At 67.2% G+C, this 21,858-nt stretch carries 20 protein-coding genes; 6 read left to right on the top strand and 14 right to left on the bottom strand.

Annotation, left to right across the window (positions count from 1 at the left end):
* Positions 1–8: 8 nt before the first annotated feature.
* Complete coding sequence (locus tag AC5P7U_RS03760) at positions 9–542, top strand: lipocalin family protein (protein WP_006445253.1); 534 nt, start codon at positions 9–11, stop codon at positions 540–542.
* A gap of 125 nt (positions 543–667) precedes the next feature.
* A complete protein-coding gene (locus tag AC5P7U_RS03765; protein WP_197562808.1) occupies positions 668–1,105 on the top strand; it encodes a response regulator in 438 nt (145 codons plus the stop codon).
* Between the two features lie 35 nt (positions 1,106–1,140).
* Here AC5P7U_RS03765 and AC5P7U_RS03770 read toward each other — a convergent pair whose 3' ends face one another.
* Complete coding sequence (locus tag AC5P7U_RS03770; RefSeq protein WP_197562806.1) at positions 1,141–2,613, bottom strand: serine hydrolase domain-containing protein; 1,473 nt, start codon at positions 2,611–2,613, stop codon at positions 1,141–1,143.
* A 42-nt stretch (positions 2,614–2,655) separates the two neighbouring features.
* Between AC5P7U_RS03770 and AC5P7U_RS03775 the strand changes: the two genes are divergently transcribed.
* From AC5P7U_RS03775 to AC5P7U_RS03785, 3 genes are all read left to right on the top strand, one after another.
* Positions 2,656–3,252 carry an ArsR/SmtB family transcription factor gene (locus AC5P7U_RS03775; RefSeq protein ID WP_197562804.1) on the top strand — a complete coding sequence of 199 codons (597 nt, stop codon included), beginning with the start codon at positions 2,656–2,658 and terminating at the stop codon, positions 3,250–3,252.
* A gap of 96 nt (positions 3,253–3,348) precedes the next feature.
* Entirely contained in the window at positions 3,349–4,041 is a 693-nt protein-coding gene (locus tag AC5P7U_RS03780; protein WP_495220797.1) for a LuxR C-terminal-related transcriptional regulator, read from the top strand.
* On the top strand, positions 4,038–6,359 hold the full coding sequence (locus tag AC5P7U_RS03785) for an ATP-binding protein (protein ID WP_495220798.1): 2,322 nt from the start codon (positions 4,038–4,040) through the stop codon (positions 6,357–6,359). Before AC5P7U_RS03780 ends, AC5P7U_RS03785 begins: the two co-directional genes overlap by 4 nt.
* Here the strand turns inward: AC5P7U_RS03785 and AC5P7U_RS03790 are convergent, their stop codons facing one another.
* From AC5P7U_RS03790 to AC5P7U_RS03830, 9 genes are all read right to left on the bottom strand, one after another.
* Positions 6,360–7,115 carry a SapC family protein gene (locus tag AC5P7U_RS03790; protein WP_049458102.1) on the bottom strand — a complete coding sequence of 252 codons (756 nt, stop codon included), beginning with the start codon at positions 7,113–7,115 and terminating at the stop codon, positions 6,360–6,362. It abuts the gene before it with no gap.
* Positions 7,116–7,225: 110 nt separating this feature from the next.
* Complete coding sequence (locus AC5P7U_RS03795; protein WP_005409616.1) at positions 7,226–7,498, bottom strand: hypothetical protein; 273 nt, start codon at positions 7,496–7,498, stop codon at positions 7,226–7,228.
* A gap of 202 nt (positions 7,499–7,700) precedes the next feature.
* On the bottom strand, positions 7,701–9,737 hold the full coding sequence (gene fusA / locus AC5P7U_RS03800; RefSeq protein WP_197562800.1) for an elongation factor G: 2,037 nt from the start codon (positions 9,735–9,737) through the stop codon (positions 7,701–7,703).
* 399 nt (positions 9,738–10,136) lie between these two features.
* Complete coding sequence (locus AC5P7U_RS03805; protein ID WP_197562798.1) at positions 10,137–10,886, bottom strand: hypothetical protein; 750 nt, start codon at positions 10,884–10,886, stop codon at positions 10,137–10,139.
* Between the two features lie 64 nt (positions 10,887–10,950).
* Entirely contained in the window at positions 10,951–11,712 is a 762-nt protein-coding gene (locus AC5P7U_RS03810) for a heme ABC transporter ATP-binding protein (RefSeq protein ID WP_006445180.1), read from the bottom strand.
* On the bottom strand, positions 11,709–12,752 hold the full coding sequence (locus tag AC5P7U_RS03815; RefSeq protein WP_049458106.1) for a FecCD family ABC transporter permease: 1,044 nt from the start codon (positions 12,750–12,752) through the stop codon (positions 11,709–11,711). The genes AC5P7U_RS03810 and AC5P7U_RS03815 overlap by 4 nt, the downstream gene beginning before the upstream one ends.
* On the bottom strand, positions 12,749–13,795 hold the full coding sequence (locus tag AC5P7U_RS03820; RefSeq protein ID WP_006445178.1) for a heme/hemin ABC transporter substrate-binding protein: 1,047 nt from the start codon (positions 13,793–13,795) through the stop codon (positions 12,749–12,751). The genes AC5P7U_RS03815 and AC5P7U_RS03820 overlap by 4 nt, the downstream gene beginning before the upstream one ends.
* 51 nt (positions 13,796–13,846) lie before the next feature.
* On the bottom strand, positions 13,847–15,223 hold the full coding sequence (locus tag AC5P7U_RS03825; RefSeq protein WP_308307863.1) for a YncE family protein: 1,377 nt from the start codon (positions 15,221–15,223) through the stop codon (positions 13,847–13,849).
* Between the two features lie 122 nt (positions 15,224–15,345).
* A complete protein-coding gene (locus AC5P7U_RS03830) occupies positions 15,346–16,374 on the bottom strand; it encodes an alpha/beta hydrolase (RefSeq protein ID WP_197562794.1) in 1,029 nt (342 codons plus the stop codon).
* A gap of 281 nt (positions 16,375–16,655) precedes the next feature.
* Here AC5P7U_RS03830 and AC5P7U_RS03835 point away from each other — a divergent pair, with 281 nt between their 5' ends.
* Positions 16,656–17,030, top strand: a complete 375-nt coding sequence (locus AC5P7U_RS03835) for a hypothetical protein (RefSeq protein WP_006445088.1) — start codon at positions 16,656–16,658, stop codon at positions 17,028–17,030.
* A gap of 73 nt (positions 17,031–17,103) precedes the next feature.
* Here AC5P7U_RS03835 and AC5P7U_RS03840 read toward each other — a convergent pair whose 3' ends face one another.
* The 4 genes from AC5P7U_RS03840 to AC5P7U_RS03855 form a co-directional block, all read right to left on the bottom strand.
* Positions 17,104–17,493 (bottom strand): DUF805 domain-containing protein, encoded by a 390-nt coding sequence (locus AC5P7U_RS03840; RefSeq protein WP_197562792.1) that lies wholly within the window; start codon positions 17,491–17,493, stop codon positions 17,104–17,106.
* A gap of 50 nt (positions 17,494–17,543) precedes the next feature.
* Positions 17,544–18,821, bottom strand: a complete 1,278-nt coding sequence (locus tag AC5P7U_RS03845) for a replication-associated recombination protein A (RefSeq protein ID WP_414554884.1) — start codon at positions 18,819–18,821, stop codon at positions 17,544–17,546.
* Between the two features lie 313 nt (positions 18,822–19,134).
* Positions 19,135–19,773, bottom strand: coding sequence for an outer membrane lipoprotein periplasmic chaperone LolA (gene lolA / locus AC5P7U_RS03850; RefSeq protein ID WP_006444852.1), 639 nt, complete (start codon positions 19,771–19,773; stop codon positions 19,135–19,137).
* Between the two features lie 111 nt (positions 19,774–19,884).
* On the bottom strand, positions 19,885–21,828 hold the full coding sequence (locus AC5P7U_RS03855) for a DUF3857 domain-containing protein (protein WP_006444743.1): 1,944 nt from the start codon (positions 21,826–21,828) through the stop codon (positions 19,885–19,887).
* Positions 21,829–21,858: the final 30 nt, after the last annotated feature.

The following is a 21,858-nucleotide window of genomic DNA, read 5'->3' on the forward strand; positions in this document are numbered from 1 at the left end:
GGTGTGACATGCGCATGTTCTCGTTGCTCCCCCTGCTGGCGGTCGGCCTGTTCGGCACCGGCTGCAGCTCCAATGACACACGGCCTCTGCCACGCCCGCCATCGGTGGACGTGCCGCGTTTCATGGGCGACTGGTATGTGATCGCCCACATTCCCTCGCGTCCTGAGCGCGAGGCGTTCGACGCAGTCGAAAGCTACGCGCTGAGGCCCGATGGGCGCATCCAGACCACCTTCACCTATCGCAAGGGCAGCTTCGAGGCGCCACAGAAGTCGATGCATCCCATCGGCCGGGTCGAAAAGGGAGGCAACGGCGCGGTGTGGGGCATGCAGTTCATCTGGCCGATCCAGGCCGAGTACATCATCGCCTGGCTGGCCGATGACTATGGCCAGACCATCGTGGCGCGCAGCAAGCGCGACTATGTGTGGTACATGGCACGCACGCCACAGGTATCGGACCGCGATTACCAGCAGGCGGTGCAGCGCATCGCCGCGATGGGGTACGACACCCGGAAGCTGCGACGGGTGCCGCAGTCGGTGCGATGACCTCCTGCTACGGCGCTGCGCGGCCGCTACGCCAGCACTTCGCACCGGGCTGACACCGCGCATCCACGGTGTTGATGCAGCAGGCCGCACACTGCGGTTCCCCACGTGAAACAGGCACCACCGGCATGCATCCCGAATCCCGCCCGCACACCTGCAACCTGCTGCTGGTGGAGGACCAGTTCGACCTGGCCAACCTGATGGAACAGGCACTGCAGCAAGAGGGCGACCAGGTCACGCATGCCTACAGCGTGTTCGATGCGCTGGAGCTGCTCGACACCCGGCAGTTCGACGGCGCCGTGCTGGATGTCGAACTGCGCGACGGCGTGGTGTTCCCGGTTGCCGATCGGCTGGCCGAGCTCGGCGTGCCCTATCTGTTCGTGTCGGCGGTCTATGACCAGCTGGTGCCGGCAAGGCATCGCGGCGCCCCGTTCGTTGCCAAGCCGTTCCATCTCGAAAAGCTGCAGCGGGCCGTGCAGCACGCCATCAGCGGCAGCCGCGCCACTGGATCGGCGGGGCCGGACAGCAGTCCTCGCAATCAGACGCCCCCGCGCAAGACCTGCTGATCGACCGGTCGCCCCGCCCGGCCCACTCCCCGCACTCAATCCAGCGCGAACCCTGCGACCCTGCCCTCTTCGTCGGGGCGGATCATGTACGGCATGAAGACACCGGGGCCGAACGTGGCCACGTAGCGGTACATCGTGCCCTTCTCGCTGGCCTGCGTGCCCTTGAAGATCAGGGCGGAGGGCGTGCCGTAGGGCCCGATCGCCTTCGCCAGCCCAGCGCCCAGCCCCGCCTCCAGCTTTCCGCGCAGGCTCGCATTGAAGTCCGCGTAGCCGCTTCCGGCCTGCAATTGTTCAAACGTCGCCCGTGCACGCGCCGTCACCGCAGCCTCTTCGCCAGGCGCAGGCCGGCTCCACGCAGCGACGATGGCGGGATGAAGCGCACTGAAGACCGCATTGGTCAGCGTGATTCCGGCCTCCGGCGTCTTGTCTCCCAGATTGGTGAAGGCAATGATGCGCAGCCCAAGCCCGGGGAAGTACTCGTCGGCGGTGGTGAACCCCTGCGAGCCACCGGTATGGCCGATCCGGGCCTGGCCGTAGGCCGCGTTGACGAACAACCCCAGCCCATAGTCGGCGCTACCGCCCTCAGCGGTGTGAACCGGGGTGGTCATTTCACGGTAGCCGGCCGGGCTGATCACCTTGCCCGCGCTCAGGCCACGATCCCAGCGCGCGAGATCGTCAAGCGTACTGACCAGGAAGCCGGCAGCCCCACTCCAGTCCGGGTGGAAATAGGGTGATCGGCGCAGCACGCCCGCCTCGTGCCGGTACCCCACTGCCATGCCATTCAGTCGCTCCGTATCGGCGAGGGTGAAGGTGTTCCGCATGTCCAGCGGCTCCAGCAGATGCTGGCGCACGTAGTCGACGTAGCGTTCGCCCGATACCACCTCGATCACCCGGCCGAGCAGGATGTACCCGGTATTGGAGTACGACCAGCGGCTGCCCGGCGCGAAATCGAGAGGACGATCGCGGACGCGCGCGACCAGCCGATCAAATGCAATGGGCTGCGTCACCAGCGCATCGACCTCCTGTTCGGGCCCGTCGAAATAATCGTGCAGGCCGCTGGTGTGGGACAGCAGCTGGCGCAGGGTCACCTCGTGCGCATGCGGGGCGTCCGGCAGATGCCTGGCAAGCGGATCATCCAGCATGAGCTTGCCGGCCTCCTGCAGCTGCAGGATCGCAGCGGCGGTGAACTGCTTGGTGATCGAGCCGATCTCGAAGGGCGTGTCGGTACGCACCGCCAGGTCCCGCGCCCTGTCGCGCTGGCCATAGGCCTTGGCGTGGATCAGGCGCCCGTCCTGGAGGACCATCACCGCCGCACCGGGAACATTGAAGCGACGCATGACCTGGCCGACGCCACGGTCGATGCCTTGGATCACGGCCGCATTCAGTGCGCCGTTCGCGCTGCCTGAGGCATCGCCACCTGCCACTTCCGTGGCAACAGCGGGCGCGACGCTGCCCGCCACCGCCAGCAACAGACTCCCCAGGGCAATCCAGATACGTGCCGTGCGCATTCCCGAGCCCATATAATTCAAATTTAGACTATAGTTTGAATTATGAACTCCCCCGCCGCAAGCCGCGCCACCCCGGCGGCGCTCACGCTGACACCCGCCCAGCTTGCCGCGATGGCCTCGCCTACACGCATGGCAATACTGCAGCGCCTGGACGCGGAGGGTCCGGCCAGCATCCGCGAACTCGCCGAGCGCCTGGGCCGCCCCGCCACCGCGCTCTACCACCACCTGGCGCACCTGCAGAAGCACGGCCTGGTACGCATCACCGAACACCGCGACACCGGCCGCCGGCCCGAAGCCGTGTACGCGGCGGCCTCGGCACGGCTGTCCTCCCGCGATGCGGTGCGTACCCCGGCCGGCCGGCGGAGCCTCGTTCGCGTGGCGACGCGCGTGGTCGCCGCCACCCTGCGCGCGTTCGCCACGGCCGCCAGCCACGCAGCCGCCCGCTTTGAAGGACCGCACCGCAACTGCGCGGTCCGCCACCTGTCCTTCCGCGCCGACCACGAACGCCTCGCCCGCATCAATGCATTGATCGAAGCGCTTGAGACCACCGCGCTCGATGCTGGCCCGCAGGGCGATACCGTGCTGCTGACCGTGCTGATGGCGCCCGCCGCACACACGCCGCGCAGCGCATCGACCTGACCGCCCCGTCCATCGCCCTCATCAATGAACATTGCCGACTTCAATATTCATTGACGATCGATACTTAGGAATAATCGCAAAAATCCAACAAATTCGATGTGCAACACGGCAACAGCGCCAGAATGGTCGCCACGCCCGCGGGCGCTGACCACCTCTGTGCGCATGAATGGATATCCTGCACCGCGCCGGCTGCGACTGGCACTCCTGGACGATCACGAAGTCGTCCGACGCGGGACCGCACTGCATCTGTCCCGGGACATCCGCTTCAGGATCGTCGCCAGCCATGGGCACAGCGATGCGTTCATCCAGGATTTGCAAAGAACACCGGTGGATGTGGCCATCATCGACCTGACGCTGGCGCGCGGGGATCGCGAGTGCATGGAGCTGGTGGGACTGCTGCGCGCGGCATTCCCAGCCATCCCCCTGCTCGCCTTTGCCACCCTGTCACCCAGCATCCACATCGGCCCGCTGATCGACGCCGGGGTCAGGGGCGTGGTCAGCAAGGCCGAGCCGCTGCCCCTGCTTTCCGAAGCGATCGTGCGCGTGTCGCTGGGGCTGGACCGCCTGCCCCCCGACTGCAGGAATCCGGCGGACAGCGAAGACCTCAGCCGCAACGAACGTGAAGTGCTTCACCTGTTGCTGGCCGGCCTCACCGTCTCGGAGATCGCCCAGCAGCGCCATCGCAGCATCAAGACGGTCAGCACGCAGAAGAAGGCCGCGCTACGCAAGCTGGGCCTGCGCAACGATGCGGAGATCTACGCCATGCGGCAGCAACTGGAGTCACTGTGAGTCGGCGCCAACGCCCGCGCCCGATCCCCGCCCTGCTGCTGGTCCTGTTGCTGTTGCCGACGGTGTCGGCCGGGGACCCGCCGTCGCCGCCCTGGGCGGCGGGACGCGAAGTCCGCGTGGCGACAGCGCCCTCGCTGCGCCCCTTGCCACCGGCATTGGCTGATACAGCGCCGCTGCCCACCCTCGCCCACGGCTACGCCACGCTCGTGGCACGCCACTCCCAGTTGCGCTTCACGGAACATCCCTACCCCAGCACTGATGCATCGGTGGCGGCGGTATGCCAGGGACAGGCCGACCTGGTGCTGGTCATCGGTGCAGTACGGCCGCTGCATCAACCCTGCGCAGGCCTTGTAGCCTCGGCTCCCTTCCGCGGCGGCAAGACCGTCCTGGCCGGCCGCAGCGGTGGGCGCCTGCCGCACGATGTCGCGCAACTGGACGGGCGGACACTGGCCGTCGTCAATGGCGGGCCTTATGCCGAATGGCTGCAGGTGCATCACCCCGAGCTCCACCTGCTGCACCTGCCTGACCGGCACGCAACACTGGTGGCTGTCGAGACCGGCGTCGCTGATGTCGCGATTGGCCTTGAATCGACGCTGCAGCCGATGATCCGGCGCCACTTCGGCGGCACGCTGCAGCTGCAGCCTTTCGAGAGCGCATTCTCCACCGACCTGTACCTGATCGTGCGCAGCATTGACCGCCAACTGCTGGCGCGCATCGACCAGGCACTGCACGACATCACGCTGGAAGAGCATGCCGGCCTGCTGCAACTCTGGGCCCGTCAGGCACTACCCGCCTCGATCCAGCGCATGTTCGACCAGATGCGCATGCCGCCGCCGCACTGGCTTCTGGCTCTGACCGCGCTGTTGGCCGGTCTGCCGATCCTGTGGCATGTCGCGGCCCGTCGCACAAGGCGTGAGCGCCGCCGTGATGCCCGCGCCGCGGGCATGGTCAGCCATGAGATGCGCAATTCGGCTCAGGCGATGCTGATGTCGATCGATCTGCTGGGCCGATCGCCCCTGGCCAACGGTCAGCGCGAGCTGCTTGCGGCCGCGACGGCCGCCGGGCGCTCGCTGCGCAGCCTGCTGAACCGGTCACTGGATTTCTCGCGCCTGACCGGTGGCAGCTTCAGGCCACGCGCAGGTGCCTGCAATGTGGCCTCGCTTTGCCGGCAGTCGCTGGACGCGATCCGGCCCCAGGCCCGGCTGAAGGGCCTGCAGCTTCGATTCGACTGCACCCCCGATCCTGTACCGGTTGTCGCACTGGATGCCGAAGCGCTTCGTCAGATTGTCGACAACCTGCTCGGCAACGCAGTGAAGTTCACCGATGCCGGCGGCATCGAGCTGCGCGTGCAGCTGGCGCCGCCAATCGAGCCCCGGGCGCTGGTGCTGGATGTGATCGACAGCGGCATTGGCATTGACACCAGGCACATCGGGCACCTGTTCCGCGCCTTCCAGCAGGGCGAAGGCGGCCAGATGCGCGGAGGCAGCGGCCTCGGCCTTTCCATCGCCCGCGAACTGGCCCGCGCCATGCGCGGCGACCTCACCGTGCACAGCGTCGTGGGGCGCGGCAGCCGCTTCACCCTGTGCCTGCCGGTACAGCCCGCCGGCAGCGATGTCGTGGTCCCGGATGAAGCTGCCCTCGGCTGCCCGCTTGCCGGCCTCGACCTGCTGCTGGTGGAGGATCATCCATTGAACCGACAGATCATCGCCGAGCAGCTGCGACGGCTCGGCGCGAGCGTGCATGCCGTTGCCGACGCTGCAGACGCCTTGGCCGAGCAGAGCAGGGCCCCGCGCCCGGTCGTGCTGATGGATATCGGCCTGCAGGGCATGGATGGCTACACACTGGCGCGGCAACTGCGCGGCCAGGCCCGCGGGCCACTACGACTGGTGGCGCTGTCCGCCCGCACCGGGCGCAGGCACGTGGCGCGTTCACGCAAGGCCGGATTCGACGCGATGCTGACCAAGCCGCTGCAGGTCACGCCATTGCTGCAGGCGTTGCAGCTGACGCCCATCACTGGCGACGCATCGCCCAACCCGGTTGCGGCGCTGGGCCCCGCGCATCTGGCCGACATCCACGGCGAGCTGACAGGTATCGAGCGGGCGCTCGCGGATCGCGATGCAAGGGCGATGCGCCATCATGCGCACCGCCTGCAGGGAACACTGCAGATCTGCGGCGCCGCCGAACAGGCCGAGATCGCGGCCGACCTGTGGGAACTCGGCCATGACACCGCGCCGGACTGGATCGATGCGCGGCGACTGCTGCAGGTACTGTGGCACTGGCATGGCTCCCGCACTGCGGAAACCATGCCTGCCAACTGATCAGGCGGCCAGGCGCTCGACCTGGCGACGGGTCAGGTCATTGAAGCGACCCAGCGACATCAGGTGCTGGTGGATCAGCGCCAGCCAGCCGCTGCGATGCCACTCCACCACGGTCGCTTCCGGCAGTGCAACGAACTTCTCGACGTCGACCACCTGGAAACCATTGAGGTTGAACTCGCGGCCATCCGGGGTACGCACGGTGGCGTTGCGCTCGACCAGCAGGCCGTTGTCGATCAGGGCCTTGGAGAAGGCCTGGGTCTGCTCGTGCTCACGGGTGAACTGGCCACAGAATTCCAGCGCCTGCTGCACCATGTCGGTGGCCTTGCCGTCGACGAACAGCGGCTGGCCTTCGTCACCGCCCTTGACCACGCGCGGGCTCTCTTCATCGATGCCCAGCAGGAAGTCGTTGTCGGCGCCGGTGTCGATGAAGATGAAGGGGTGGCGACGCAGGTAGGCCGGGACATAGGCCTCGTCTTCCCACAGGCCGTCCTTGATGAACAGGTTCTCTTCCGACACGCCGACGGCGGCCATCGGCACCGCGGTCGGGCCGGCGAACAGGATCGGGAAGTGGTGCAGCGCCAGCGAGAACTCGCCCAGCACCAGCGGAATGGCGTTGTTGCCGGCGGCGAACTCGAGCTTGCCCGGCAGGACGCGCAGATCGGCGTGCACATCGGCCTGCAGCGGCACCGGACGGGTGTAGAACAGGGGAGCACCGCTCGGCGCTGCTTCGGTGGTGGTGTCGCTGGTGGTGGTCATCTTGGGAACCGTTCGATCATGCGCGCCTGCCATCCCGGGCGCGCCAGCGGGAACAACCTGAATCCCGCATTATCAACAAGCTCGATGACAAGGGCCACCCCGGCGAGGGCCTATTTCAGCTGCAGGGGGTATCGCTGCCACAGCACGTGGACGAGAAAACCGGCCAGCTCGGTATCACGGGCGCTCACCGCAGCGCGGATCTTGTCCAGCAGCACCATGTCCGAACAGGAGCGCACATCGGCGTGATTGGCCTGCCCTGCCCTGCGCGCACGGTAGCGCGCAGCCCGCTGTGCATCACTCATTGCGTACCCGAACTTGGGCGGACGACCGCGCTTGCGCGGCAGGGTCAGCTCCAGGGTTCCGGGGTCTTTGTCATCACGCATGGGCGGGGTGCGGGCGGCGGCGAGCAACGGGGGGTGCGCAATTTATCGTGAGGCATCACTTTAATCCAGCTTTTTCTGCAGTTTTGTTGCATTGCAGTGCAAATGAATCACGCCTCCCACAGCAGAATCAGGCCACGCGTGGATGCCCTCACCAAGGCCCACACAAAAAAGGGAGCCCGCGAACGGACTCCCTTCACCTTCCTCATGCAGCGCGTACGGGCTCGTAACCGTGCAGATGCGCCTCGCTGCTGGCCCGCCCCTGGCTGAGCGAACGCAGCGAGGTGGTGTAGCCCACCAGCTGCGCCAACGGTGCGAATCCGCTGACCTCGGCGCGACCGTCCTGGTCCTCGATGCGGGCGATGCGGCCGTGACGGCGATTGAGGTCGCCGACCACGTCGCCCACCGACGCCGAGGGCGAATGCACCGTCACCGCCATCACCGGCTCCAGCAGCTGCGTGCCGCCTTCTGCCAGTGCCGCCTTGATCGCCTCGGCGCCGGCGCGATGGAACGCCATTTCCGAGGAATCCTTGGCATGGGTCTGTCCATCGACCAGGCTGACCTCGATGCCGACCACCGGATGCCCCTGCGGGCCTTCCGACAGCGCGGCGCGCACGCCCTTCTCCACCGCCGCGATGAAGCTGCGCGGCACCACGCCACCGACGATGCGATCGTTGAACACGACCTCACCGTCCTCGCGCGGCGCCACGTCCAGCACCACCTGCGCGAACTGACCTTGGCCTCCGGTCTGCTTGACCAGCCGCCCTACCACGCCGGCCACTGCACGCATCGGCGTCTCCTGGTAGGCCACGCGCGGCGCACCCACGCCCACCTCGACCTTCCATTCGCTGCGCAGGCGCTCGACCATCACCTCCAGGTGCAGCTCGCCCATGCCCCAGACCAGGGTTTCTGCCGTATCGCGATCAGTCTCGACGCGGAACGACGGGTCCTCCTGGGCCAGGCTGGCCAGCCCTTGCGCCATCCGGATCAGATCGGCGGCGCGCGCCGGCTCCAACCGCCATGCCAGCACCGGTGCCTGTGCCTGGATGTTCTCCAGGCGCAGCGGCTGCGCGCGACCGCTCAGCGTTTCACCGCTGACCGCATCCTTCCAGCCCAGCACCGCGACGATGTCACCGGCCACGGCCTGTTCGATGTCGTGGGTCTGGTCGGCCTGCACCCGCACCAGGCGGCTCACACGCCGCCCCTGCGGATGCTGCGAACTGGCCACGGCATCGCCGACCTTCAAGGTGCCCGAGTACAGCCGCACGAAGCTCAGCGCACCGTGCTGCTGGTGGGTGATCTTGAACAACAGGCCGGCCAACGGACCATCCGGATCCGGCGGCAGCACCACCTCGCCATCCTCGCTTTCAGCGACCACGGCCGGGCGATCCAGCGGCGATGGCAGGTAATCGACCACCGCGTCCAGCAGCGTTTCGATGCCCTTGTCCTTGAACGCCGCGCCGGCCAGTACCGGCACCCCGGCACCGGCCAACGTTGCGCGCCGGATGGCTGCACGCAGCTGTTCCGCATCGATCACCCGGCCTTCCAGCCATGCATCGGCAAGTGCCTCATCGTGGTCGGCTACGGCCTCGACCAGCGCATCGCGCTGCGCCTGCCACAGCGTGCGCGCCGCGTCGTCCCACGGGGTGATCGTCGCCGCAGCGCCGTCGTGCCACTGCAGCACACGCTCATCGACCAGGTCGACCCAGCCGTTGAAGTCGCTCTCGCTGCCCAGCGGCACGCCCAGCGCCCACGGTCGCGCGCGCAGCTTGTCGTGCAGCTGCTCCAGCACACGCTCGAAGGAAGCACCGACGCGATCCATCTTGTTGACGAACGCGATCAGCGGCACGCGGTGGCGGCGCGCCTGGCGCCACACGGTCTCGGACTGCGGCTGCACGCCATCCACCGCCGAGAACACGGCCACGGCGCCGTCGAGCACGCGCAGCGAACGCTCGACTTCAATGGCGAAGTCGATGTGGCCTGGGGTGTCGATCAGCGTCAACCGATGCGCCGGCAGGTCGCGCGGCGCCCACTGCGCCTGCACGGCGGCGGCGCCGATGGTGATGCCACGTTCGCGTTCGATCGCCGAGAAATCGGTGGTCGCATTGCCGTCGTGCACTTCGCCGACGCGATGGATCTCGCCGCTCTTCCACAGCAGGCGTTCGGTCAGCGTGGTCTTGCCGGCGTCGATGTGGGCAATGATGCCGAGGTTGCGGCGACGGGAAAGGGTCTGGGTGTTCATGAATAGGTTCCTGCAAAGCCAACTTCGGGGGCCGCGCACCCCGGTTGGCGACAGGGCGCGCGGCTAGCGTTCGGTCTCGGCGATCTGGTGCATGGCACGTTCTCCTTGCGGTACATCGGGTTACGAAATGGCACTGCGGAAACGAAAAGAGCGCCCCGGAGGGCGCTCTGTCGAAGGTCCAGCGATGGCCGTTTCAACGGCCTCGTGGGGCTCTAGGCAGACACGCCCGTTCCGCGCTTGCGCGGGTCAGGGTGAAAAACTTCAGGAGCGGCATCCGGTTCATGGGGCGCATTCTAGACCTGCCAATCTGGCGCGCAAGTGAATATTGCACACATCAATGGAACGATGCGCACCACTGCAGACCCACTCCAGAGGTGGCTGCAATCGGCCCCTGGCGCCTTACTTGCACCCATGCAGCGTGCGGGCCTCCGCCACGGTCGCTGCACGGTCATCCCCCATCGAGACCCATCCTTTCAGCGACATCGCCGGATCCACCTGTGCCTGGCGCGGGCCGCCATGGATCACCACCTCGGTCCAGCTGCCGACCGGTAGCAGCTCGGACAGTCTCGCCGCCTGGTCGTCCTCGGTGCTGAACATGTCGTCCGGCGACGCGGGCTTGGCATTGTTCACGGTCTCGGTCTTGCGCGCCCATACTCGCAGCGCTCCATCCGGCATGCGCTGAGTGATGACGTCATGGCGCTCCACACCGTAGGCCCACGTGTTCTCGCCAACACCACGGGTTTCGCTGCCGTCATCCGCGACCGCGACCACCTCGCCCGCCGGTCCGATCACTCCTGCCACCGCACCCAATCCCGACATCAGTGCCTGGTAGACGATCATCTGCCGCTGCTCGGTCGTCAGCGAACCGACATCCGTCTTGCCCGCAGGCAACTTCAGATAGGCCGCTTCCTTGCACAACACCAGTACCTGCTGGCCGTCCCAACTCACCGACATTTCCTCGTTGGCGAAGTACTGCGTCTTCAACGACGTAACGGTGCCATCCTTACCCTCTGAATGCCGCGTCTCGATCAGCGAGGCGTTCTCGGCTGCATCGGCCAGCGAAACCGGAGAGGTGGCAGCCGCATGGGCGGCACATACGGAAGCAAGCAGGGCGGCAAGCAGCACGCCGCGCGGAGCGGTACGGAACATGGGATCAGTCCATTGAAGAAGACGAAACCGCGATGATACGCGGTGAAGGCACACGGACGTCCGCTCAGGTCACCACCACCAGCGGCACACCACGTCGCGGATGCTCCAGCACCACCACATCCTGCTGATAGACCCGCTGCAGGTTGTCCTCGGTCAGCACCTGCAGCGGCGTACCGTCTGCGGCCACCCTGCCCTGCTCCAGCAGCACGATGCGGTCGGCATAGCCGGCCGCCAGATTAAGATCGTGCAGTACTACGATCACGCAGGCACCGGCTTCGGCACAGGCACGCACGCTGCGCAGGGTCCGCTCCTGGTGACGCAGGTCCAGCGCGGCGGTCGGCTCATCCAGCAGCAGCAGCGGCGTGTCCTGCGCCAGCACCCGCGCAAACGTGGTGCGTGCGGACTCGCCACCGGACAGCTGCTGCACTTCGCGCAGACGCAGCGCCTGCAGTTCGGCGGCATCGATCGCCGCTTCCACCTGGGCATCATCGGCAACCGGGTCGGGCGGGTGCGGCAAGCGCCCCATCGCCACTACCTCTTCCACGCTGAAGGCGAAACGCACGCCATGTTCCTGCGGCATCACTGCGCGCTCGCGTGCCAGTGGCCCCGCTTTGTAGCCTATCAAGGGTTTGCCGCGCAGGCTCACCTCGCCCGCATCGGCACGAAGATCACCGGCCGCCACCGCCAGCAACGTGGATTTGCCCGCGCCATTCGGGCCCACCAGCGCGGTCACCGTCCCCGGCTCGAATGCCAGCGAGATGCCATGCAGGATCTCGCGCTGCTGGCGGCGCACCACCACCTCGTGCAGTTTCAGCAGTTCGCTCATGGTGCGGCCTTGCGGCGCTGCTGCAGCACCAGCCAGAGGAAGAACGGCGCGCCCAGCGCAGCCGAGAACAGGCCCAGCGGAATTTCAGCGGGCGGGTCCAGCGTGCGCGCCGCGGTATCGGCCACCACGATCAGCAGTGCGCCCAGCAGGCCGGACAACGGCAGCAGCCAGCGATGGCCGGGGCCAACCAGCAGGCGCGCCACGTGCGGCACCACCAGGCCAACGAAGCTGATCGAACCGGCAAAGGCCACCGCCGCGCCCACCAGCAGCGCACTGAACGCGACCAGGCGGCGACGCGTGCGGGTCACATCCAGGCCGAGGTGCTGCGCCTGGCGCTCGCCCAGCGCCAGCATGTCGAGGGGTGTGGCCAGCCGCTGCAGCGCGAACACGCCGATGGCGAACAACGGCACCACCGCTGCCACATCGGCCCAGTTGGCGCGTGCCAGCGAGCCCATCTGCCAGAACACCAGCGATTGCAGTTCGCTTTCGCTGGCAATGTAGGTAAGGAAGCCGATCAGCGCCGAGCAGAACGCCGCCATTGCGATACCCACCAGCAACAGGGTGGCATTGCCACTGCCCTTGCCCGGGCGTGCCAACGCGTAGGTCAGGCCGATCGCCAGTGCGCCACCAATGAACGCGGCGACCGGCACCAGCCAGCCCGCCGCACCGGCAGCACCGAGCACGATGGCGGCCACTGCACCCAGTGCCGCGCCCTGGCTGACGCCAACGATGCCCGGATCGGCCAGGGGATTGCCGAACAAGCCCTGCAGGCTGGCGCCGGCCATCGCCAGCGATGCGCCGACCATCGCACCGAGCAGCGCACGCGGGATGCGCAGTTGCCAGACCACGGCCAGGTCGCGACTGCTGACCGCCTGCGGATCGAGCAGGCCCAGCTTCACCCCCAGCGCCTGCACCACCTCCAGCGGTGGCAACCGCAACGGACCCACGGCAAACGACGCCAGCACCGCCCCCAGCAGTGCCAGCAACGCCACCATCAACATCACCCGCCCGCGACGGCGGCGCCGATCCGCCGGACTCATGCCTTCGGCAACGCCGCCAGGGCCTTGGCCAGCGCCAGCGCACCGGCACCGGAACCGACGCTGGTGTACTTCAGCTGCACGTCCGGCATCACCCAGACCCGATTGGCCTGCCCGGCCGGGGTCTGCTTCAGCGTCGGATAGGACTTCCACAGGCCTTCGGCCCCGCCGAACAGCTGCAGGTCATGCTCGGTCACCACGATCACCTCCGGTGCTGCCGCGACCACGCCCTCGTTGCTCAGCTGCGAGTAGTTCTTCACCCCCGCTTCGGTACCGATGTTGACGCCACCGGCCAGTGCGATCAGCTGCGCCGAGGCGCTGTCGGCACCGGCCACCGTCGGCGCGCCACCGGCGCCGGTCGCAGAGACGTGGATCACGCGCGGCGCATGGCCCAGGCCCTTGCCAATCGCTGCAGCCTCATCGAGCTGACGCTGCACCTGCGTGGCAAGCGCCTGCCCTGCCTCGGCCAGCCCGAGTGCAGCGGCGACCTTGCGCACCTTGTCAGGTGCCGGCTGCAGATCGTCGATGACCACCGCCGGCTCGCCCACTTCGCGCAGCTTCTTCGCCAGCTCGGTATGGCGGCGCAGGCTGTTGCCCAGGAACAGCGAGCCCTGCAGGCTCAGCACGCCCTCTACGCCGGTGGTGCGATTGAACAGGAACTGGTGCGGCGCGGCCAGGCCCGCCTGGGTGGTGGTGTTGGTCGGCGCGGCGAAGACCTGCTTGCCAAGGCCCAGCGCCTCGATCACCGCAATGACATCGTCGCCACCGGCGATGATGCGGCTGGTGTCGGCCACCTCGATATCGGCGCCGTCATCGGAATGCACCTTGGCCGGCAGCACAGCCTTCTGGTCGTGCACGGCCGGCATCTCGGCACCGGCCACGTGTTGCCAGCCTGCCGGCAACGCACCTTCAGCCGCCGCCGTGGCGACCGGCGCCTCGGCAGGCTTCTGGCCCTCGGACGGGGCCGACGCACCGCCGCAGGCGGACAGCGCCAGCGAAACAGCCAGGGGAAGCGCACACAGGCGCAGACGGGACGCGATGTTCATGGAGGTTCTCCTTGCTGGCCGGGCAGCACACGCGCCGCCCGGCCCGGTGGCTTACTGCTTCGGGGTGATGCGGGTGATGCGGTCACCCTTCGGGTCTTCGGCACCGCGCGACTTGTTCACCGCGAACACATTGCCCTTGCCATCGGCGCGGACGTGGTTCGGCAGCGTGCCGCCATCGAGGTTGGCGACCACCTTGCCGTCGCCGTTGACCACGGTGACAGTGCCGGCGCCGCGATTGCTGACGTAGGCCAGGCCGGAGGCATCATCGAAGGCCACGTTCAGCGCACCGGCACCAACCGGCACGTCGTGCAGCACCTTGCCGGCGGCCACATCCACGATCAACAGGTTGTCGGTGCCCTGCGAGGCAACGTACAGCCGGTTGCGTTCCGCATCGAAGGCGACGCCGGAGGCGCTGATCGAATTGCCCAGGTCGATGACCTTGTCGACCTTGCCGCTGGCCACGTCGATCACCGCCGCTTCCGGCGTACCGATGCTGACGGTGAACAGCTTGCCGCCCTTCTCGTCCAGCACCAGGCTCATCGGGGTGAACTTGCCGTCATCGACGCCGGACTCCAGCGTCACCGCCGGCAATTCCTTGAAGGTCTTGGCGTCGAACACCGACAGGTGGTCCTCACCCGTCGCCGAGGCGAACACCTTGCCGTGGGTGCCATCGACCACCACGTCGCGCGCATGCGGCACGGCATCGACCGGGAACTGGTGGACCAGTGACAGATCCTTCTGGCGATAGACCGCGATCGAGTTCTGGCGGGTATTGGTGACCCAGACGTTGCCGTTGGTGTCATCCACGCCGACGCCGTAGACCGCATACACCGCGCCATTGGTGCTGCCCGGCACCTGGGCGGGGGTGATCGCCGTGGTCACCTTCAGCGTCTTCGGGTCCAGCTTCAGCAGCTGCGACTGGGTCACCGGCGGGCGGCCCACCGCCGAAGTCACGAACACCGCGTTGCTGGCGGCGCTGTAGGCGGACTGGTACAGGCCCGGCACCAGCTTGTTGGACTGGGTGGCGAACTGCGCCTGGCCCGACAGCGGCAGCTGCGGCGAGACGCGCAGCTTCAGCACCGTGGCTGCGGCCGGCTGGCTGGCACGCACCACCACCGGGTGGGTGCCCGGCACCGCATCGGTCGGAATGCTCAGCTGGGTCTTGAAGTTGCCATCGGCGTCGACCACCAGCGGCTGCGCGTTGAGCACGCTGTCGCCACGCAGCAGGCTGACCTTCTGGCCCGGCACGAATCCGCGACCGACCACGTCGGCGGTACTGCCGGGAACCACGTTCTCACCACGTGAGACAACCTCGCCCTTGAAGGTGGCGTTGGCCGGCTGGTCGAACACCGGCTGCGCGGTGGCAGTCACCGCCAGCAGCAGGCCGGCGGCCAGGGAAGTGAGACGGAAAGACGGACGGAACGACATGGAAGGCTCCTTGCACACGTAGGCCGCGCCACGTGACGCGGGATTCATCGGTTGCCTGGGCCGCTGCACGCCGGCAGCCTCGCCTGGGTAGTGGGGTCGCACGGCATCGCGTGCGAGGGAATTCATTCGGCGGCGTTGTCACCGCCACTGGGAGCGCCATCGCCCGCGCTGCGATCGGTGACGCCATACAGCTCATGCAGTGCAGCGTGGAACGAGGCCGGCAGCATCGGGCCGTGGCCAAGGCCGGGAAACTCGCGGTAGTGCACGCTCAGTCCGGGCACCTTGCCCAGCCGCTCGGACAGCTGCATCGCTGCGTCCGGGGTGGCGCCGCCAATGCGGCGCAGGTGCGCGACCACGCGCGGATTGTTCATGTCGCGCTTGCCGCGGTCACCGACGCGCTCGGCACCGCCCAGCATCAACCAGAGCGTTGCGTGCTGGCCATGCACATTCTGCACGAACTGCTGTTCCGGATCGCCCAGCGCCGCACCCTGGCTCCACCACAGCGACGGACTGGCCGCTAGATAGGACTGGAAGGCTGCGGGGCGGGTGTACAGCGCATTGAGCACGAACAGGCCACCCAGCGAGTGGCCCCACAGCGCTTGCTGTTGCGCATCGATGCGTGCGCGACGCTCGACTTCCGGCTTGATCCGGCGTTCGATCACATCGAGGAACGCTGCAGCGCCGCCTCCCACCGCCTGGGTCGTGCCGCTCTCGTCGTCGGCGCGATCGATCCACGCGGTGTAGTCGCGGGTGCGCGCCTTCGAATCGATGCGCAGGTCGTTGTCGTAGCCGATCAGCACCAGCACCGGCGGCGCCTTGCGTGCCGCCAGCTCGGCCAGGATCGGCTGGTCCAGTACCATGGCCACGGCATTGCCATCCAGCGCATACAACACCGGCAACGGCGCCTTGCCAGCATGGGCCGGGATCGCCACGTTCACCCGCCAGCGGCGTTGCTGGTCAGGGCTGTCCACCACGAAATGCTCGAAGCGATAGCTGGCCGCCGGCTCATCGAGCACGGTGTGGCCGATCTTCTGCAGCGGATTGCGCTGCTGCGCATGGGCGTACGGAGTGGCCAGGAGCAGACCCATCATCAAGGCGGCCAGGCCGCGGGCCAACCGGCCCCGGCGCGAAGGCAGGACGAAATGCTTCATCAGCGGCGGCAGAAGCGGCCCACGGCCGCCGGTTCACAAGGGACCGCAGTCTACCTCAAACGCGAATGATTATCACATCGATCACACGTCACACTGTGTATCACGCGCGCGCATGCCCGCTTGCACAGGGGGCGGAATTTCACCTATTTTGCCGCACACGGGGGCATTGGACCGCCCCGCTTCCAACGCTGCCATGGAGGGCGGGCCGTCTGCCGCCGACCGGGTCGCGTTCATCCGCGCCACGACCGCCATGGGATCGGATCCCATGATTGTGAGACCCCTTGAAGCAAACCGCACTGATCGCCCTCACCCTCGGCCTGCTCGCGCCGCTGGCCGCCCACGCCGCACAGGATCTTCCGACGCTCTACCAGGCCTTTGAAGAAGCCGGCAATTCCACGCTGAGCATGGAAGAACTCAACCAGACGGTGACCTTCACCGCCGTGGCGCTGGGCGTTTCCAGCAACATGGCGGGCGAACCGCTCATCGAGGCCGGCGATGACCAGGGCAATGTCCTGGCCCGGCTGACCACCTCCGATGATCAGCAGGCGGCCAAACTGGGCGCACTGGAAGAAGGCGCTGTCTTCAGCGCCAGCTGCACGCTGCAGTTCAGCTCCGGCACGGACTACCTGTCTTTCGGCGATTGCACCATCAACTAAAGACGAAGCCGGCCAAACGCCGGCTTCTTTTCTTTGCCTCTGTAGCGTCGAGCCATGCTCGACTCGTGCAGCATCACGGCCCCGTGGGCACCGGGCCATACGGATTTTCCTGCGGCGTACCCGGCAGCAGCGAGAAGATCATGATCACGATGCCACCGCCCGGCACCAGTGCCAGTAGGAACAGCCAGCCCGACTGGTTGCAGTCATGCAGGCGGCGCACGGTCACGGCAATCAACGGCACGATCGTGGCCAGCCCCATCACACCCAGCAGCACCACCATGCCGATCAGGATGCCGGCCAGTGCATCGGCACTGTTGCGCAGGAGGATTGCCAGCACACCGGCCAGCAGCATCACTGCGGTTGCGAGCAGGAACAGGAACAGCTGGTACATCCAGTACTCGCGGCGGTTGGCGCGGCCCTCGAACTGGGCGTAGCGCTTCAACGGCAGAATCATTTCCTGCACGGCATCGATCCTTGAAAAGAGAAGCCGCGCAGTGTGCCAAAAAAGCGGGCTCAACGGCCTTTTGCCGCCCTGGCCGCTTCGCGCTCCACGCGCAGCCGGTCCAGCTTTTCCTTCAACTTGATTTCCAGGCCGCGTGGCACCGGGTTGTAGTACACGCGCTCGCCCATCGCATCCGGGAAGCCGGTCTGGTCCAGCGCAATGCCGCCTTCGGCGTCGTGGTCGTACTGGTACTCGGCACCGTAGCCGAGCTCCTTCATCAGCTTGGTCGGCGCATTGCGCAGGTGCAGCGGCACCTCTTCGGTGCCACTCTCGCGCACGTCGGCCTTGGCCTGGTTGAACGCCGCATAGCCGGCATTCGACTTGGCGGTGCTGGCCAGATAGAGCACCAGCTGGGCAAAGGCAAGCTCACCTTCCGGGCTGCCCAACCGCTCGTAGATGTCCCAGGCCTCCAGCGCCATGCTCTGCGCGCGCGGATCGGCCAGGCCGATATCCTCGATGGCCATGCGGGTCAGCCGGCGCGCCAGGTAGGACGGATCGCAGCCGCCGTCAAGCATGCGGGTCAGCCAGTACAGCGCGGCATCGGGGTTCGAGCTGCGCACCGACTTGTGCAGCGCCGAGATCTGGTCGTAGAACTGCTCGCCGCCCTTGTCGAAGCGTCGGGTGCGATCTGCCAACACCTGGGTCAGGGTCTGCGGGGTGATGCGGCCACCCTCGCCACCCGCCAGTTCGGCGGCGATTTCCAGCAGGGTCAGCGCACGTCGCACGTCGCCATCGGCGGCGGTGGCGATTTCCAGCAGCAGCTCGGGAGCGACCTCGATGCCCTCTTCGCCCAGGCCGCGCTCACGATCACCCAGCGCACGCTCCAGTGCTTCGACGATGTCGGTGGGCGAGACGCCCTCCAGCACATGCACGCGGCAACGCGACAGCAACGCCGAGTTCAGTTCGAACGACGGATTCTCGGTGGTGGCGCCAACGAACAGGATGGTGCCGCGCTCGATATGCGGCAGGAACGCATCCTGCTGCGCCTTGTTGAAGCGGTGGACCTCGTCCACGAACAGCACGGTGCGCCGGCCTTCGGCGAAGCGCTGCGCAGCTTCGGCCAGCACCTGGCGCACTTCCGGCAGGCCGGACAGCACAGCGGAGATGGCACGGAATTCGGCGTCGGAGTACTCGGCCAACAGCAGCGCCAGCGTGGTCTTGCCACAGCCCGGCGGCCCCCACAGGATCATCGAATGCACGCGCCCGGATTCAACTGCGCGACGCAGCGCGCTGTCCGGCGCCAGCAGACGCTTCTGCCCGACCATTTCGTCCAGGGTGCGCGGGCGCATGCGCTCGGCCAGCGGGCGCAGATGTTCCCGATCGACGCTCAGCAGATCGGGGCCGGGGAAGGAAGTTGAACGATGTCTTGGCACAGGGTCATTGTACCGCGAGAGCGTGCCAACCAAGGTTGGCACCCACCACGGCGGCCGGGCCATGATCGGTAGTGCCGGCCGCTGGCCGGCAGATCAAAAGCGTGTCAACCAAGGTTGACACCCACCAATTCGGTTCCGGTTGAACCGACCAATTCGGTTCCGGTTGACACCCACCAAGGCGGTGCCGGTTGGCACCCAGGTAGCGCCGGGCCAAGCCCGGCGTCCCCGATCAGTTGCCGATGACGTCGGTGCCCTTCGGCGGGGTGAAGCTGAAGGTGCCGGCGGCGAAGCCCGGGTTGCGCTTCCAGCCGCTGAAGGTGATCACGGTGCGCTGGCCGACCGCGTCGGTGATTTCCATCTTGGCCAGCCCCTGGGCGTTGAAGCCCAGCGCGGCGTACTGGAAGCTGGCTTCGGTCTCGCGCTTCGGCGACAGCGACAGCCACTGCAGGCCGTCGCGCTGCGCGGCCTCTTCACTGACGTCGTACTGCTGCTCCAGCAGCGCCGGATTGATCAGCGCGGTCAGCGGGCTGTTCTGCTCTTCCTTGCCCTGCTCGCGCACGGTGGCCTGCTCCAGGTCCGGCTCGTACATCCAGACCTTCTTGCCGTCGGCCACGATCAGCTGCTCATGCGGGCGCACGTACTCCCAGCGGAACAGGCGCGGCGCAGACAGGGCAACGCGGCCACTGGTCGATTCCTTCACCTTGCCGCGGCTGTCGAACACCTGCTGGCTGAACTGGCCATCCAGGCCCTTCAGGCCGCTGGTAAAGCTCTTCAGGTCTTCACGGGCACCGGCCCAGGCGCTGCCGGCAGCAGCACAGGCGACGGCAAGGGTGGTGGTGGCAAGGAAACGACGGACGCGGAAGTTCATGCAGGAATCCTGTGGGCGCATGCGCCAGGAAAGGTGGTAGCCAGTGTGCCCGGGCAAAGATGAATGGGCGATCAGGGCGACATTATGCCGCCCCGAACGTCCATCGGCGATTCAGCCGCCTGCCGCTGGCAGCTTGCCGTACAGCACCTGCCCGCGGAAGCCGCGACGCACTTCGCGGTACAGCGCGCGGAACGCCGGGTAGTCCTGCGGCTGGCACAACGCCTCCGGCCCACGCACCGCGTTCTGCTGCAGGCGGTGGCGCACGATCACGTCCTGGCCCTCGCGGCTCCAGTCCACCCGGTACTCACCGGCGGCGTTGCTGAAACGCTGGCTGGCCGGAATGGCGATGATCGGTGCGTTGGCCGGGAACTGCAGGCGATAGGTTTCCTCGCGCAGGCTGGCGTTGCAGTAGAACGGGGTCTCGTTGGCCGGCGCCGATGCGGTGGCGTACAGCCCGCGCACCGACTCGCCACCCGGCGGGTCCGGCACGGCCATGCCGCCGGCCACGCTGAAGTCGGCATAGTCCTCGGCCTGGAAGGCCATGCGGTAGCCGAACGGCCGGGTCAGGTCGACCGGCACGCCCTGGATCTGCAGCTGCCCTCGCCCATCGAAACCGGACGCGGCCATGATCTGCTCTTCAGCGCGCGCACGGTTCTGCGCATTGAGCTGGGCGAACTGCGCGCGCATGCCGATCTCGGCGTTCTCGCCCAGCTTCGGAATCGTTTCACCACGCAGATTGCCATTGGCATCGAAGGTGAAGCGCACCTCCATCGACGTGGCATTGCGCTGCGGCGTGTTGGCCGGCGTGCGTGCCAACGTGGCATCACGGGTACGCATCACCGGTGCACCGAGGTCACCTTCCGGCAGCTGGCCGAAGCGCGCCCACGCGGTGGTCGAATCCAGGTACAGATCGAACTCGGGAATGTAGGTGATGGCGTGGTTGAAGCGGCCCAGCACCGGAATCTTCGGCAGGGTCGGGCCACCACCGGCGCCGATCAGTACCGGCGAACTGGCAATGCCCTTGGCCGCCAGCAGCGCCTCGAGGATCGTCACATGGTCCTTGCAGTCACCATAGTGGTTGTCGAGGATGCTCTGCGCGCTGTTCGGCTCCAGGCCGCCGTTGCCCAGGTACACCGCCACATAGCGGATGTTCTGTGCCACCCAGCGGTACAGTGCATCGGCCTGCTCGCGGCGGTCGCTGATGCCCGTGGTGATTTCGTCTGCCAGCGCCTGCAGTTCAGGCGTGACCTGCGCCGCAGGACCCGCCTTGAGCTGGTAGGCGCGGCCCATCTGCGACCAGTCACGATAGGTGCTGGCCATGATGTTCGGGCCAAACTCCCAGCCCGCCGCCGACCAGTTCTGCGCCGGCATCGCCTCGTGGCGCTGGTAGCGCCAGCGCCACTGCGCCTGGCCGTTCTTTACCGTCGGGCGATCGCTGCCCTGCACGCCGCGGCTGTCGACGAACATCGGCAGGTTGGCCGGTGCGCTGAGGGTGACCTCGGCGTCCTCGTACTCGGTGAAGACATTGAAGGTTTCCCACAAGCCGAAATAGCCGGGGAAGTACGGCGTGGCCTGGGTGCGACGCACCTGGTAGTACAGGCGCGTGCCCGGGGCCAGGTTCGGGAACACGATCACCCGCACCTTGCGGTCGGCGTACATCGCCGCCGAAGCGCTGGAGTAGCTCTCCTGGGTGTAGATGCGGTCGGCCGGCACGTCGCGGCGCTGGCCGTCGGCGGTGATGGTGTAGGCGCCCAGTACTTCCAGCGTCTCCATCTTCTCGCTGTAGCTCAGCCGTACCTGGCTGAACTGCTCGACGGAGGCCTTGGTCTTGAGCAGGACTTCGTAGGTTTCGGTCTGCACATTGCCCGCATCCGGCCGCACCTGGTAGTCGGCGCGGTAACGGACAATGCTGAAATTGTTGCTGGCTTCGGTGTCGCCGCTGGTGGAAGGCGGCGCCGTAGCGGGCGCGGAGGTGGCGGTGTCTGCCAGTGCCGGGCCGGCAGCCAGGAAGGCTGCCAGCGCCAGTGCCAGCGCGCTGGGTACGGGGTGAAGCATGCGTCGGTTCCTTGGACGTCGTGGGGGATA

Source organism: Stenotrophomonas sp. YJH_SMC_57, assembly GCF_059369755.1.